Source organism: Streptacidiphilus sp. EB129, assembly GCF_041262645.1.
Taxonomy (GTDB): Bacteria; Actinomycetota; Actinomycetes; order Streptomycetales; family Streptomycetaceae; genus Streptacidiphilus.
The window spans coordinates 86,456-101,471 of record NZ_JBGCCS010000006.1 but is presented as its reverse complement, the minus strand read 5'-3'; the positions used below and the strand labels follow the sequence as shown (position 1 = coordinate 101,471).

The window sequence follows — 15,016 nt, the reverse complement described above, 5'->3', positions numbered from 1 at the left end:
AACGGAGCACCATGCGGACCGACCAGCTGGTCGAGGCGCTGCGCGCGTCACTGCTCGCCAACGAACGGCTCCGGGAGCGGAACCGGCGGCTCGCCGGTCAGTCCGCCGAACCGGTCGCGATCGTGGGAATGGCCTGCCGCTACCCCGGCGGGGTGCGCACCCCGGCGGACCTGTGGGACCTGCTGCTGGCGGAGCGGGACGCGGTCTCGGGGTTCCCGTCCGACCGCGGCTGGGACGTCGAGGGGCTGTACGATCCGGACCCGGACACACCCGGCACCTTCTACACCCGGCAGGGCGGCTTCCTGCACGACGCGGCCGATTTCGACCCGGCGTTCTTCGGGATCTCGCCCCGCGAGGCGGTGGCCGTCGACCCGCAGCAGCGGCTGCTGCTGGAGGTGGCCTGGGAAGCGGTGGAGCAGGCCGGGATCGACCCGGTCACCCTGCGCGGCAGCCGGACCGGGGTCTACGCCGGAGTGATGTACAACGAGTACTCGGCCCGGCTGCACCGCATCCCGCCCGAGCTGGAAGGCTTCCTGGGGACCGGCAGCGTGCCGAGCATCGCCTCCGGCCGGGTGGCCTACACCCTGGGGCTGGAGGGCCCGGCGGTGACCGTGGACACCGCCTGCTCGTCCTCGCTGGTCGGGATCCACCTTGCCTGCCAGGCCCTGCGGGCGGGCGAGATCACGCTCGGCCTTGCCGGCGGGGTGACCGTGATGTCCACCCCGGGGCTGTACGTCGGCTTCAGCCGGCAGCGCGGACTGGCCGTGGACGGCCGCTGCAAGTCCTTCGCCGACACCGCGGACGGCGCGGGCTTCGGCGAAGGCGTCGGACTGCTGCTGCTGGAGCGGTTGTCCGACGCCCGACGCAATGGGCACCCGGTGCTGGCCGTGGTCCGCGGCTCGGCGGTGAACCAGGACGGCGCGAGCAACGGCCTGACCGCGCCCAACGGCCCGTCCCAGCAGCGGGTGATCCGTCAGGCCCTCGCCGCGGCGGGACTGACGGCCGACCAGGTCGACGCCGTGGAGGCGCACGGCACCGGCACGGTACTGGGCGACCCGATCGAGGCACAGGCCCTGCTGGCCACCTACGGCCAGGACCGGCCCGCCGACCGGCCCCTGCTGGTCGGCTCGCTCAAGTCCAACCTGACGCACACCCAGGCAGCCGCCGGGGTGGGCGGCGTGATCAAGATGGTGCTCGCCATGCGGCACGGCCTGCTGCCCAGGAGCCTGCACCTGGAGCGGCCCTCGGAGCAGGTGGACTGGAGCGAGGGCGCGGTGCGACTGCTGACCCGGGCCGCCCCATGGCCGGGGACCGGCCGACCGCGCCGCGCCGGGGTGTCCTCCTTCGGGGCCAGCGGCACCAACGCCCACCTCATCCTGGAAGCCGGCGCCGCGCCGGAGCCCGGACCCGAGCTGCCCGGCCCCACCGTCTGGCCGCTGTCCGCCAGGGGACCGGCCGCCCTACGTGCCCAGGCGACGGCACTGCACGGCCATCTGACCGGGCGCCCGGAACTGGGGCCGCGGTCGGTGGGACGGACGCTGGCCTTCGGCCGCACCCATTTCCCCGACCGGGCGGTGCTGGTCGGCGCGGACCGGGCCGAGCTGCTGGCCGGGCTGGCCGCCCTCGCCGACGGCGCCGAGGTCCTTCCCGGCGCGCGGGCTGTCGCGCCGCGAGGCGCCCGCCGGGTGGTGTTCGTCTTTCCCGGCCAGGGCGCGCAGTGGGCCGGTATGGCCGCCGAACTGCTGGACACCGACCCGGTGTTCGCGGCCCGGATGGCGGACTGCGAACAGGCACTGGCCCCGTACCTGCCCACACCGCTGACCGAACTCCTGCGCTCCCACGCACCACTGGACCGGGCCGAGGTCGTCCAGCCCGCACTGTTCGCGGTCATGGTCTCCCTGGCCGCGGTCTGGCAGTCGTACGGCATCGTGCCCGACGCCGTCCTGGGCCACAGCCAGGGCGAGATCGCCGCCGCAGTCGTCGCCGGAGCACTCACCCTCCACGACGGCGCCACAGTGGTCGCCCTGCGCAGCCAGGCACTGCGAGCACTGACCGGACACGGCGCAATGGCCTCCATCGCACTGCCCCAGGCAGAGGCAGCCGCCCTGCTCACCGACGGCATCTCGATCGCCGCAGTCAACGGACCCTCCACCGTCGTCGTCTCCGGCCCGACCCAAGCACTGACAGAACTACTCACCCGCTGCCGACACCAGGGCGTACGCGCCCACCGCATCGACGTCGACTACGCCTCGCACTCCGCCCAGGTCGAAGAGATCAAAGAACGGCTGGCAACCGACCTGGCCCCGATCACCGCCAACCACGGAACCATCCCACTGCTCTCCACCCTCACCGGCGACTGGCTCGACGGAACACTGATGAACGCCGGGTACTGGTACCGCAACCTACGCGAACAGGTCCGCTTCGAGCAGGCGGTCCGCCAACTCCTCGACGAGGGGCACCGCACCTTCCTGGAGGTGAGCCCGCACCCCACGCTGACCTACGGCATCGAGGAGGCGGCGGCCGACGCCGGGGTCGCCGACGCCGCCGTCCTGGATACCCTGCGCCGCTCGGACGGCGGTCGGCGCCGACTGCTGCTGGCCCTGGCCGAGGCCCATGTGCACGGCCTGCCGGTGGACTGGCGGCCCGAACTCGGCGACCCGGCGGACGGGCCCGCGGCCGAGCTGCCCAGCTACCCCTTCCAGCGGCAGCGCTACTGGCTGGACGCCCCGCCGGCCGGCGGCGACCCGGCCTCGGCCGGGCAGACCGGCACCACCCACCCGCTGCTGAGGGCGACCGTGGACCTGCCCGACGGCGGCCGGCTCCACACCGGCCGGCTGTCGGCGGCCGCGCAGCCCTGGCTGGCCGACCACGCGCTCGCCGGGACGGCCCTGCTGCCCGGCGCGGCCGTGGTCGAGATGGCCGCGGCGGCCGGCCGACAGGCCGGCACCCCGCTGGTCGCGGAGCTGACCCTGACCGCGCCGCTGCTGCTGAACTCCCCCGGCGCTGTGCAGCTGCGGCTGGGGGTCGGGCCGCCGGACGAACACGGCCGACGGACCGTCAGCCTGCACTCGCGGCCGGAGGACGCCGACCCGCGAGCGCTCTGGAGCGACCACGCGAGCGGCCTGCTCGCCCCCAGGGAGCAGCAGGCCGTTCGGTCCGGGCAGCCCGGCCCGACCGTACCGGCGCAGTGGCCGCCGACCGGCGCGCTGCCGCTGTCCGTCGCCGACTGCTACGCCGGCTTCGAGGCACGCGGGGTCGACTACGGCCCCGCCTTCCGCGGCCTGCGGGCCGCCTGGCGCCTCGGCTCCACCGTGTACGCCGAGGTGGCGCTGCCCGAGGCGGCCGGCCGGGCCGACGGATTCACGGTGCACCCGGCACTGCTGGACGCGGCGCTGCAGACCGTCGGGCTGCGTGCGGCCGACCCCGACGCCGCCCCGGGGAACGGCAGCGGCGTACCGCTGCCGTTCCACTGGCAGCGGGTCGACCTGGCCGACAGCGCGGAGCAGGTGCTGCGGGTCGTTCTCAGGGCGGACACCGCAGCCGCGGACGCCGTCTCGTTGCTGGTCACCGACGAAGCCGGCAAGCCGATCGCCGAGGTCGGCTCGCTGGCCATGCGGGCGGCTCCGGCCGGCTCCCTGCGGGCCGCAGGCCGGTCGATGTTCCGGCTCGAGTGGGCCCCGTTGGACCCGGTTCCGGCCACCGGCCTGCGCTGGGGACTGCTCGGCTCCGCCGACGAACGGCTGCTGCCCCCGGGGATGGCGTTCACGCCCCTGGCGGACGGCCCGGACGCGGTGCTGCTGGCCTGCCCGCCGTCCGGGACCGGAACCCTGCGCGGGACGCTCGGCGGAGTGCTGACCCGGCTTCAGGAGTGGCTGGCCGACCCCGGTGGCGACGGTGTCCCGCTCGTGGTACTGACCCGGGGAGCGGTGGACCTGGGCGACGACACCCCGGTCGACCCCGACGGGGCCGCCGTCTGGGGGCTGCTGCGCACCGCGCAGCTGGAGCACCCGGACCGCTTCGTGCTGCTGGACACCGACGGACCGGACGGCACCGCCGCGGCGCTGCCCCTGGTGCTCTGCGACGAACCCCACCTGGCGGTCCGCGGCACGGTCCTGCATGCCGCCCGGCTGGCCCGCGCCGAACCGCCGGGCGAGCCGGTCCGCTTCGACCCGGCGGGCACCGTGCTGATCACCGGCGGAGCCGGCACCCTCGGCGGGCTCCTGGCCAGGCACCTGGTGACCCGGCACGGCGTGCGGCACCTGCTGCTGGCGGGCCGCCGCGGCGCCGACACCCCGGGCGCAGCCGCGCTGGTCGCCGAGCTGACCGCGGCCGGAGCCGAGGTGACCGTCACGGCCTGCGATGTGGCCGACCGCCAGGACCTGTCCCGGCTGCTGGCCGGGATTCCGGCCGCGCACCCGCTGCGGGCCGTGGTGCACACCGCGGGGACACTGGCCGACGGCGTCCTCCAGTCCCTGGACCAGGGCCGACTCGACGCCGTCCTGCGGCCGAAGGCCGACGGCACCCGGCTGCTGGACGAACTCACCAGGGACATGGAGCTGACCGCCTTCGTCGTCTTCAGCTCCGCCGCCGGGGTGTTCGGCAGCCCCGGCCAGGCCGGCTACTCGGCCGCCAGCGCCTACGCCGACGCACTGATGACGGCCCGTCATCGGCTCGGCCGGCCGGGCCTGTCGCTGGCCTGGGGTCTCTGGGAGCAGCGCAGCGGGCTGACGGCCGGTCTCGGCGAATCCGACCTGCGGCGGATCGACCGCGCCGGGGCCGGGGCGCTGTCCACCGCCGAGGGCCTGGCGCTGTTCGACACCGCGCTGGCCTCGCCCGAGGCCGCCCTGCTGCCGATCCGACTGGACCTGGCCGCCCACCGCGCCGGCCCGGTGCCACCGCTGCTGCGCGGCCTGGTCCGCTCCGCGCGGCGGCCCGGTCCTGCCGCCGCCGAGGCACCGTCGCGGAACCGGCTGCTGGCCGCCGACCGCGCCGAACGGTCCCGGCTGCTGCGGGCCCTGGTCCTCCTGCACGCGTCCCAGGTCCTGGGCCATCGGGACGGCGGGGCGCTGCCCGACCAGGCGGCCTTCCTGGAGGTGGGCTTCGACTCGCTGACCGCGGTCGAACTCCGCAACCGCTTGGCGGCTGCCACCGGACTGCAGCTGCGGCCCACCGTGGTCTTCGACAGCGGTTCGCCCGCGGTGCTGACGGAGCGGCTGCTGGCCGAACTGGACCAGCAGACGGGCCGGCCGCCGGACGGGCAATCGGCCGGCGTCCAGGCGCCACCCGGCGACCCGGTCGGCGCGCTGTTCCGGCGCGCCTGCGAGCTGGGCAGGATCGGCGAGGGCATCGCCGTGCTCGGCCTGGCGGCCGACCTGCGACCGGAGTTCGCGCTCGGCTCCGAACTGTTCGACTCCGGGGCGGGACCGGCACTTCTGAGGCTGGCCGAACCCCCGTCAGGCCCACGGCTCCCCCCGGAACTGGTGTGCTTCGGATCGGTCGTCGCGCTGGGAGGCGCGCACCAGTACGCCCGCTTCGGCTCGCTGTTCCGCGACCGGTACGGGGTCAGCGCGCTGGACGCCCCCGGCTTCGGCCCGGGGCAACCGCTGCCGGCCGCGATGGCCGCGCTGCTGGACTTCCAGGCCGAGACCGTCCGCCGGGGCACCGGCGGACGGCCGCTGGTGCTGCTCGGCTCCTCCTCCGGCGGCACCCTGGCCTACGCGGTCGCGTCCCGGCTGGAGGAGCTCGGGTCCGGCCCGGCCGCCGTGGTCCTGCTCGATACCTATCTGTCGGGCGACCACGCAATGACCCAGTTCGACGACGTACTGGTCAGCGGGATGTTCGACCGGGAGGACCGGGCCGCTCCGATGGACGACACCAGGCTGACCGCGATGGGCCGCTACCTGCGGCTCCTGGACGACTGGCAGCCGCCCGCGCTCCGGGCCCCGGTGCTGCTGGTCCGCGCCTCCAGCCCGCTGGCCGAGCCGCCGGCCGACAGCACCGTCGACTGGCGGGCCTCCTGGGCGGGCGCTCACACCGTCCTCGATGTGCCGGGCGACCACTGGTCGCTGATGGAGGAACACGTGCGGACCACGGCGAAGGCCGTCCGGGACTGGCTCGACACCGTCCTTGCAGACATCCGACACGAGGAGAACGCATGACCGGCACCACGCGGTTGACCGTCCTGGGAGCCGGGGTGATGGGAACCGGCATCAGCGCGCTGGCGCTCGGCCACGGGCTCCCGGTCACCCTGATCGACCCCGACTCCGAACAGCTGGCCCGGGCCGAGGCGCGCATCGACCAGGAACTGCGCCTCGCCCAGCTGATGGGCACGCTGCCGCCGGACACCCGGACCGGCAGGCTACTGACCACGGGCTCACCGGGCGAGCTCGGGGAGCCGACGGCCGTGGTCGAGGCGGTCACCGAGCACGCCGGGCTCAAGGCCGAGCTGCTGGCCGAGGTCTCGGCCAGGGTACCGCCCGGCACCCTGCTGGTCTCCAACACCTCGTCGATCCCGATCGACGAGCTGGCCGACGCCGTTGCCCGGCCCGCCGACCTGCTCGGCACCCACTTCATGAACCCGCCGTCGCTGATCAGGACGGTGGAGGTGGTCAGGGGTGCCAGGACCGGAGACGCCGCGATGGCCGCCGTGGCGGCGCTCCTGGGCGAACTGGGCCGGCAGCCGGTGGTGGTACGGGACGCACCGGGCTTTGTCACCAGCCGGATCCTGCACCCGATGATCAACGACGCGGCGCGGGTGGTCCAGGAGGGGACCGCGACCGCCGAGGCGGTCGACGCCCTGATGCACGGCTGCCTGGGCCACCCCACCGGCCCGCTGCGCACCGCCGACCTGATCGGCATCGACAACCTCGTCGACTCGCTGCAGGTGCTCTACCTGCGCACCCGCGACGAGGGCTGCCGGCCCTGCGAGCTGCTGCTGGACAAGGTGCGCGCGGGGAAACTCGGCCGCAAGAGCGGCGAGGGCTTCTACACCTACCAGGAGGACTACCGATGAGCACGGCCGTGACCGACCTCGAGACGGTACAGAAGGAACTGCTGCGCTTCCTGGAGTCGAGGACCAGGCGGGCCTGGGGTCCGGACCTGGACCTGTTCGCCGAAGGCGGCCAGTCCTCGCTGTTCGCGATGGAGCTGGTGGTACACCTGGAGAAGTCCTTCGGCATCAGCGTCAGGGGCGCTGACCTGCGGCTGGACAACTTCCGCACGGTCACCGGGATGACCGCGCTGGTGGGTCGGCTCCAGCGGCAGGCGATCGGGGCACAGGATGGCTGACCCGCTGCCGGCCGCCACCGCCGTGCTGGCGGCCCGGATCGCGGACCGGGCGGACTCCTGGGACCGGTCCGGACTGATCCCGGTGGGCACGCTGCGGGAACTCGGCTCGGCCGGTGCGCTGTGCGCGGAGGTGCCGACCCGCTACGGCGGGCTGGGCCTGGACAGCCTGGCCAACGGCGAACTGACCGCCGAGGCGGGCAGCCGGTGCAGTTCGGTCCGCAGCGTGATGACCTCGCAGGGGATGGCGGCCTGGACCGTCCAGCGGTTCGGCACCCCGGAGCAGCAGGCCTCCTGGCTGCCGCGGCTGACCGGAGGTGAGCTGGCGGCGGTCGGCTTCAGCGAGGCGGACGCGGGCAGCGACCTGTCCGCGATGGCCACGACCATCGAGCGGCAGGGCGAGGACGTGGTGGTGGAGGGCCGCAAAGTGTGGGTGACCAGTGCTCACTACGCCGACCTGCTGGTGCTGTTCGGCCGGTACCAGGACGGCGCCGCCGCCGTGGTGGTACCGACCGGAGTGCCCGGCGTGCGGGTCCGGCGGATCGCCGACCCGCTGGGCTGCCGGGCGGCGGGCCACGCCGATGTGCGGCTGGACCAGGTCCGGCTGCCGGCCGGCCATGTGCTGGGCGGGGCAGGGCTGCCGCTGCCGCTGCTGGTCACCACCGCGTTGGCGTACGGGCGGATGTCGGTGGCCTGGGGGTGCGTGGGAATCCTCCGGGCCTGCCTGGCGGCTGCCGTTCGGCACTCCCGGACCCGGGAGCAGTTCGGCAAACCGATCGGCGAGCACCAGCTGGTGGCCGGCCACCTGGCCGATCTGCTGGTCGCCGAGCAGACCGCCACCCGGGTCTGCGAGCACGCCAGCCGCTGCTGGGACGCCGGCTCACCGGACCAGGTGATCGCCACTGTGCTTGCCAAGCACATCAGCGCCGGGCAGGCGGCGAAAGCGGCCTCGGCGGCAGTGCAGGTACTGGCCTCGGCGGGTGCGGCCGACGGCGGCGTGGTGGCCCGCGCCTACCGGGACGCCAAGTTGATGGAGATCATCGAAGGCAGCAACGAGATGTGCCGGCTGATGCTGGCCGACCACGTGCTGGCACGGGTGCCGGAGGAGAGCCGATGAGTGACGTGGTGACGGTCAAGTGCCTTGTCTGGGACCTGGACAACACGCTCTGGCGGGGCACGCTGGCGGAGGACGACGACCTGGTCCTGGGCAAAGGGATCCGCGGGACCGTGCTCGAACTGGACGCCCGCGGCATCCTGCAGTCGGTGGCCAGCAAGAACGACCACGACCGGGCCTGGGAGCAGGTGCAACGGCTGGGGCTCGCCGAGTACTTCGTGCTGCCGCAGATCAGCTGGGGCGCCAAGTCGGAGGCGGTGCGCCGGATCACCGAGCGGTTGAACTTCGCCCCCGGCACCATCGCCTTCATCGACGACCTGCCGGCCGAGCGCGCCGAGGTGTCCTACCACCTGCCGGAAGTGCGCTGCTACCCGGCCGAGCAGGCGGCCGCGCTGCCAGGGCTGCCGGAGTTCAGTCCGCCCGTCAGCACGGTGGACTCGCGTCGGCGCCGCGCGATGTACCAGGCGGGGTTCCGCCGTGAGGCCGAGCGGGCCGGGTCCACCGCACCGGACGAGGAGTTCCTGCGGTCGCTGGACCTGGTGATGCGGATCAGCCGGGCCACCGAGGAGGAACTCTCCCGAGTGGAGGAGCTGACCCTGCGGACGAGTCAGATGAACGCCACCGGGGTGCACTACTCCGACCGGGATCTGCGCGCCCTGCTCGCCGACCCCGGCCACGAGGTACTGGTGGTCACCCTCGCCGACCGCTTCGGTCCGCACGGCGCGGTCGGCCTGCTGCTGCTGGAGCGGCGCCCGGACCGCTGGCACCTCAAACTCCTGGCCACCTCCTGCCGGGTGGTGTCGTACGGGGCGGGCACCACGGTCCTGGGCTGGCTGATCGGCCAGGCGCACGCGGCCGACGTGCACCTGGCCGCCGACTTCAGGCCGACCGACCGCAACCGGATGATGGAGATCGCCTACCGCTTCGCCGGCTTCGAGGAGCAGTCCTGCCCTTGCACGCCCCCGGCCGGGGCCGACGCGCCGCCCGGACTCCAGCGGCTGCACCTGCTGCCGACCGCGCGGCCGGCCCCGACGACGGTCCGGCTGACCGCCCCCGACCTGGCCGCACCGAGAGTCGGCAGCTGCGTCCGCCCCCCGGGCGCGGTGCCGCCCCGCTGACGCAGCGCCACAGCGCCGGGGCGGCGCGGCGCACCGGAAGGGCGGCTCGCCCCGCACCGGTGGGCCCGGAGCGTCAGTACAGGCCCTCCGGGGCCGAACTCGTCGTCTGCAGCGGGCGCACATTGGCGACCCCGTCACACGGCCACTGCTCCGCCCCGTAGCGCAGCGCCTGGTCGCGTTCGAGGATGTTCGGCAGGAACAGGTCCTCATGCAGCACCGTGAGCCGCACCTGCCCCACCACGCCGTGGTCCACCACCGCGGACCAGTCGTCCTTGCGCACCACCGCCATGGTCACCTGGGGGTAGTTGGGCATGTAGGGGATGAGGCCACCGTCCTGACTGACCGTCAGGGACGCCGCGTTCCCGAAGGTGTTGCCGTAGCTCAGGCCGACGGTTCCGCCCCGCAGCGCCGCACTGAACACCCGGTACATGTCGGCGCTGATCTGCGTCCCGCTCAACCGGACGCCGTCGAGGCCGGCGACGAGTTCGGGTGAGCGCTGCCGGAGCGCCTGGAACAGTGCCGGCGTGGTGTTGAGGTAGTGGACCCGGCCGGGACCGAGCACATCGGCGATCTGCTCCAGCAGATGCGCGGTGTAGTCGCCGACATCGGCCAGACGTCCGGCGCGGATCAGCCGCTTGACCCAGCGCGGGTCCATGTCGACGGCGTAGACCTGACCCGCGTACAGTTCGGATACCTCCCACACGCCGTGGCCGATCAGGTGCGGCCCGGTGGGGGTGGCCTGCAGCCAGGTGCGCCCGGGGGCGAACCCCTCGCTGACAAAGGACCATCTGCGCCAGGCGGCGCGGTGCAGCAGCATGTCCGGGGTGTAATAGACGCGGCAGGGCGCTCCGGTGGTACCGCCGGTGTCCCAGATCCGCCCGGTGAGCGGGCGCGGCACCGCCATCGGGACCAGGTCCCCCGGATCCGCCGTCCTCAGGTCGTCCAGGGGGAAGGGGCCGAACGCGGTGAGCTCCTCGTAGCGGGTGATGTCCCTGGGGTCGAAGTCCAGCTGCGCCGCGCGTCTGAGCCAGTACGGGCTGCCGGTCCCGGGGTGGAAGTGTCTGCGGACCACCCTGCGGCACCACTGGTCCAGGTCGGTGGCGAGCCAGTGCTCGACCAGGGCGTCCGGGTCGAGGCCCCGGTGGGCCGGAGCCGTGATCACAGCGGGGCCCGCGTCGCGGAGAAGTCGATGCCCAGCTCGTAGGCGGTGGTCAGGGCCTGCTGGATGTGCTCGGGCTGGTCAATGTGGACGACCGGGAACGGGAAGTCGAGGATGCCTTCCGGGATGGACGGGCCCATCACCAGGCCCAGGCCCACCCCTTGCCGCCGCAGACCGGTGTAGACGTCGACCAGGCTGATCGGATCGGTCGAGTTGCGCTGGAACAGCTCGCGGACGTCGTCCGCCGAGTTCAGCTCCTTGAGTTCCAGGCAGGACAGCAGCGGGATCTCGGGCGCGGAGAACGCCATCGCGTCGATCCGGGGCGCCATGAAGTCACGGAACGCCCGGCGCAGCGGCGAGTGCACGGCGATCGTCCGGCCGGGCAGCGGCACCACGGTGCCCGGCGCGGCTGCGGCCGCCAGCTGGCTCAGGGCCTCGCTGAGGCCCGCCAGCATCAGGATGCGCTGGGAGCCGTCGGCGGTGGGACCGAAGTCCCCGGCGCGGTGGACCCCGGGGCGCTCCTCGCCGGGGCCGGCGGCACCGTCCGCCGGGACGAAGGCCAGGGCGATGCCCTGCGGCGCGGCGTCGGCCGGAGGTTGGGGGGCGTGCCTGGCGTGGGCCAGCATCTCGAACAGCTCCTGACGTCCGACCGCACCGGCGAGGCAGCTCGCCGTCATCGCCCCGAGGCTCAGACCGCCGACCGCGGCGGGACGCAGGCCCAGCTCGGCCAGGATGTCGTGCACGGCGACCGCGAGCGCGGCCTCCCGCACGGTGCCCGCGCTCTGGCGCTCCTCCTGGGCCTCGGGCAGTTCCTCCTCCAGGATCTGGCCGACCGTCAGTCCGGTCCAGTCCGAGACCTGTGCGTAGAGGCTCCGCATCACCTGGTACTCCCGGTACAGCTCCAGGCCGTGCGGCTCGGTTCCGACTCCGCCGCCGAGCAGGTAACCCAGTGTCATCGAGATCTCCCTACGAGGGTCCAACAGAAGGGGTGTGGCTGTGGCGGGCTGCCGGAGCGGCCCGGGTGAGCGGTTCAGATCCGCTCGTCGCGGTCAGGGCTTCTTGCGGGCCAGCGTGATGCCGTCAGCCATCACCAGCAGGGAGATGTCCACCCGGTCGTCGTCGCGCAGCAGCGCGTTGAGCTTGCGGACCGCGGCGGTGTCCCGATCCCGGGCCGCCGGGTCCACCACCCGGCCGAAGAAGAGGGTGTTGTCCACCACGATCAGGCCGCCGGGCCGGACCAGAGCCAGGCACCGCTCGTAGTAGGCCGGGTAGTTCGCCTTGTCCGCGTCGATGAAGGCCAGGTCGAAGCAGTCCGGCCCGCGCTCGGCGAGCAAAGCGGCCAGCGTCTCCAGTGCCGCCCCGACCCGCAGCTCGATCCGGTCCGCCACGCCGGCCCGCTTCCAGTAGTCGGCGCCGACGGCCGGCCAGCGATCACTGAGGTCACAGGTCACCAACTCGCCGCCGTCCGGCAGCGCGCGGGCCATGCACAGTGCGCTGTAGCCGGTGTAGGTACCGATCTCCAGCACCGAGTGCGCCCCTGTCAGTCCGATCAGCAGCGCGAGCAGCTGTCCTTCCTCGGCCATCACCTGCATGGCCTCTCCGGCCGGCAGTTCTCCTGTCTCCCTGCGGAGTTCAGCGAGCAGCGGGTCGTCCCTGAGCGAGACCTCCCGGACATACCTCAACAGAGTCTCGGTGGTTGCCACTTGCTGGGCCATTCGGGTTCTCCTTCGTCGCGGGCTCTCGGGGACGGACCAGGACTTCCTCGGGCACTCGGGCGGCTGCGGCGGCGGGGGGCGAGGCTCCGGCCCGCTCGCTCGCGAAGGCCTGCTGCAGCGGGTCCAGGTGGAAGCAGCCGGCTCGGTCCGCGTGCAGCAGGTACGCGTCGGCCAGCGCCTCCAGCACCGCCTCCGCCTCCTCGACCGGGCATCCGAGCTGGGCCGCCGCGGCCACGCGGTCGGTGTCCCTGGTGCCGGCCGCGCCGAACAGCCGGAATGCCGCCGCCGGTTGGGTGCCGTGCACGGACCGGCCGCTCAGACTGCGGTACCCGGCGTCCAGTCCGGTCCTGACGGCGAGGTCACCGATCCGCAGCTCGTCGAGGAGCTGTACGGGGTCAGCCAGCCGGCGGGCCAGCCGGGCCAGATTCCAGTGCGGTCGGCTCAGGTAGCGGGCCCCGGCGATCCGGATCGCCAGCGGCAGCCCCGCGCAGCGGTCGACCACCTCGCGGGCGGCATGGGGCTCGGCCTCCGTCCGGTGTCGGCCGATGATCGAACCGAGCAGCTCAAGGGCCGCGTCCTGGTCCATCGGGCGCAGCGTGATGATGTGCGCGCCGTCCAGGTCGCCCAGCCGCTCCCGGCTGGTGACGACGAGTCGACTGCCCGCGCCGCCGGGGACCAGTGGCCGGACCTGCGCGGCGTGTACCGCGTCGTCCAGCAGGACCAGCAGTCGGCGGTCGGCCGTCAGCGACCGGTAGAGCGCGGTCGCCTGCTCCACGTCGGCAGGGACGCGGTCGGCCGGGACGCCCAGGTCGGCAAGGAAGCGGGCCAGGACCCGGCCGGGCGTGAGTGGGGCGTCCCGGCCGCCGAGGTGGGCGTAGAGCTGGCCGTGGCCGAAGCAGCCACGGGCGGCGTGGGCGGCGTTCAGCGCCAGCGCGCTCTTGCCGATGCCTCCACTGCCGGTGACGACGACAGCCGTGGCCGCGGCCGCTCCGCCCGAGGGTCCCTCGGCCCTCAGCCACCTCCCGAGGTCGGCCAGTTCAGCGGAGCGGGCGGCGAAGGCGGGCAACTGGGCGGGCAACTGGGCAGGGCGCAGGGCGCCGGGCTCCTGCCAGCCGGGTGCGGGCCGGGCCCCGACGCCGATCTCCGCGGCGAGCGCGGAAGGCCCGGACGGGGGCAGCGGGTCGTCCGCGGCCAGGATCCTGCGCTGCATCTCGCGGAGTTCGGGGCCCGGTTCCGCGCCCAACTGGTCGATGAGCAGGGCCCGGGTCCGCTGGAACATCGTCAGCGCCTCGGACTGGCGGCCGGCTCGGAACAGCGCCAGCATCAGCTTGCCGACGAGGGCCTCGCGCAGCGGGTGGTCGGCCAGCGCCCGCCACAGTTCGGGGATGATCTCGGTGTGCCGGCCCAGCGCGAGATCCAGATCCATCCGGGACTCCATGGTCTGCAGCCGGAGCTCCCGGAGGTAGTGACCCTCGACCTCGCGCAGGGTGTGCGAGGGCACATCGAGCAGCGGTTCGTCCCGCCACAGCCGGAGCGCGGCGCTCAACTCGGCGGAGGCACGGTCGAGCGCGCCGGCCTCGATGTGGCAGGTGGCCTGCTTGCGATGCCGGGTGAAGCTCCCCAGATCGGTCTGACTGTCACTCAGCTCCATGAGGTAACCGGAGGCCTTCGTCCTGATGGCGCCGTCGGCCCGCTCGCCCAACAGGCGGCGAAGCCGCATGACGTAGGTGCGCACGGTCGCGGATGCGCTGGGCGGTGGCTCGTTGTCCCAGACGAAGCCCGCCAAACGGTCGATCGACACCACCCGGTTGGCGTTGAGCAGCAGCGTCGCCAGAACCACCCGCTGCTGCGGCGCGGCCACGGTGACCTCGATTCCGTCCGCCTGGACGGTCAGCGGGCCGAGCATCATGAACTGCATGACAGTCTCTATTCCTGAGTAAGGAGGCTGCGGCGGTCGACCGGGCCCGAACCGGCGGGCCGGGAGGCACTCAGCCGGCCAGTACCGGGGCCGATACGGCGACCGCAGGGAGCACGAGTCCTCCACGCACCGCGAAGCGGCAGACCATGTCGGCCCCGGACGGGCCGCCGGGCACCAGCAGCCGGCCCGTGAACCGGCCGTACTCCGGGCCGGCGGAGGGTTCGACATGCGTGCTGGCCGCCGCCTCCTCGAACTCCGGCGAGCGGCCGGTCAGCGGAAACCAGACCGTAGGGACCCACTCCTTGGCGCTGAAGAGCAGCCGGCCCCAGGGGAGTCGGGGGGCCTATCGGGCGAGCCGGGCCGGCGAGGCTCGCTCCTCGGGCAGTGCCACTGCCCCCAGCACACCGTCCAGCAGCGGCTGCTGCGGCGCGGCATGGTGGCTTCATACGTGCCCTCCTCCTGTGAGCGATCCGGGTTGCCGGTGCTGATTTCCTGATTTCTGCGGCGAGTTGACGGCCCGTGACCTCGACCCCGGCGGTCCGGGGAACGCTGACGCGGCCGTCCTCAGCTCCCGGTACGGCTCCTCGATCCCGCCCGTCCCGGGGCCGGCGCAGCGCTCTTCCATTTTCCTCACTTTCGCCCCAGGTGCCCGTATTTGGTGGATAACCTACCGCTTTGGGGCGCGAGGTCCCGCAAGGAGGCCGTCGT

Annotated in this window: 9 protein-coding genes; 5 read left to right on the top strand and 4 right to left on the bottom strand. The window is 73.6% G+C overall.

Annotated features, from left to right (window positions below; translation table 11 throughout):
• Positions 1-11 precede the first annotated feature (11 nt).
• From ABH925_RS09920 to ABH925_RS09900, 5 genes are read left to right on the top strand one after another with little or no spacing between them, the layout of a single operon-like run.
• Positions 12-6,158 carry a type I polyketide synthase gene (locus ABH925_RS09920; protein ID WP_370147137.1) on the top strand — a complete coding sequence of 2,049 codons (6,147 nt, stop codon included), beginning with the start codon at positions 12-14 and terminating at the stop codon, positions 6,156-6,158.
• Positions 6,155-7,012 (top strand): 3-hydroxyacyl-CoA dehydrogenase family protein, encoded by an 858-nt coding sequence (locus ABH925_RS09915; RefSeq protein WP_370146939.1) that lies wholly within the window; start codon positions 6,155-6,157, stop codon positions 7,010-7,012. The genes ABH925_RS09920 and ABH925_RS09915 overlap by 4 nt, the downstream gene beginning before the upstream one ends.
• Complete coding sequence (locus ABH925_RS09910) at positions 7,009-7,287, top strand: acyl carrier protein (protein ID WP_370146938.1); 279 nt, start codon at positions 7,009-7,011, stop codon at positions 7,285-7,287. The genes ABH925_RS09915 and ABH925_RS09910 overlap by 4 nt, the downstream gene beginning before the upstream one ends.
• Positions 7,280-8,401, top strand: coding sequence for an acyl-CoA dehydrogenase family protein (locus ABH925_RS09905; RefSeq protein WP_370146937.1), 1,122 nt, complete (start codon positions 7,280-7,282; stop codon positions 8,399-8,401). Before ABH925_RS09910 ends, ABH925_RS09905 begins: the two co-directional genes overlap by 8 nt.
• Positions 8,398-9,516 carry an HAD-IIIC family phosphatase gene (locus tag ABH925_RS09900; protein ID WP_370146936.1) on the top strand — a complete coding sequence of 373 codons (1,119 nt, stop codon included), beginning with the start codon at positions 8,398-8,400 and terminating at the stop codon, positions 9,514-9,516. Before ABH925_RS09905 ends, ABH925_RS09900 begins: the two co-directional genes overlap by 4 nt.
• 73 nt (positions 9,517-9,589) lie before the next feature.
• On the opposite strand, the gene ABH925_RS09895 is transcribed toward ABH925_RS09900, so the two are convergent.
• The 4 genes from ABH925_RS09895 to ABH925_RS09880 all read right to left on the bottom strand — a co-directional run bounded on the left by ABH925_RS09895 (position 9,590) and on the right by ABH925_RS09880 (position 14,308).
• Positions 9,590-10,675, bottom strand: coding sequence for an arylcarboxylate reductase (locus ABH925_RS09895; protein ID WP_370147136.1), 1,086 nt, complete (start codon positions 10,673-10,675; stop codon positions 9,590-9,592).
• The gene (locus tag ABH925_RS09890) at positions 10,675-11,631 is read right to left on the bottom strand and encodes an ACP S-malonyltransferase (protein WP_370146935.1); all 957 of its coding nucleotides are present in this window, start codon (positions 11,629-11,631) and stop codon (positions 10,675-10,677) included. Before ABH925_RS09890 ends, ABH925_RS09895 begins: the two co-directional genes overlap by 1 nt.
• A 93-nt stretch (positions 11,632-11,724) precedes the next feature.
• Entirely contained in the window at positions 11,725-12,390 is a 666-nt protein-coding gene (locus ABH925_RS09885; protein ID WP_370146934.1) for an O-methyltransferase, read from the bottom strand.
• The gene (locus ABH925_RS09880) at positions 12,308-14,308 is read right to left on the bottom strand and encodes a BTAD domain-containing putative transcriptional regulator (protein ID WP_370146932.1); all 2,001 of its coding nucleotides are present in this window, start codon (positions 14,306-14,308) and stop codon (positions 12,308-12,310) included. The genes ABH925_RS09885 and ABH925_RS09880 overlap by 83 nt, the downstream gene beginning before the upstream one ends.
• Positions 14,309-15,016 lie beyond the last annotated feature (708 nt).

Bases quoted from the DNA above. Each gene is read 5' to 3' on its own strand.
- ABH925_RS09905 (WP_370146937.1), top strand. From the start codon at position 7,280: ATGGCTGACCCGCTGCCGGCCGCCACCGCCGTGCTGGCGGCCCGGATC.
- ABH925_RS09915 (WP_370146939.1), top strand. From the start codon at position 6,155: ATGACCGGCACCACGCGGTTGACCGTCCTGGGAGCCGGGGTGATGGGA.
- ABH925_RS09890 (WP_370146935.1), bottom strand. From the start codon at position 11,631: ATGACACTGGGTTACCTGCTCGGCGGCGGAGTCGGAACCGAGCCGCAC.
- ABH925_RS09910 (WP_370146938.1), top strand. From the start codon at position 7,009: ATGAGCACGGCCGTGACCGACCTCGAGACGGTACAGAAGGAACTGCTG.
- ABH925_RS09885 (WP_370146934.1), bottom strand. From the start codon at position 12,390: ATGGCCCAGCAAGTGGCAACCACCGAGACTCTGTTGAGGTATGTCCGG.
- ABH925_RS09880 (WP_370146932.1), bottom strand. From the start codon at position 14,308: ATGCAGTTCATGATGCTCGGCCCGCTGACCGTCCAGGCGGACGGAATC.
- ABH925_RS09920 (WP_370147137.1), top strand. From the start codon at position 12: ATGCGGACCGACCAGCTGGTCGAGGCGCTGCGCGCGTCACTGCTCGCC.
- ABH925_RS09900 (WP_370146936.1), top strand. From the start codon at position 8,398: ATGAGTGACGTGGTGACGGTCAAGTGCCTTGTCTGGGACCTGGACAAC.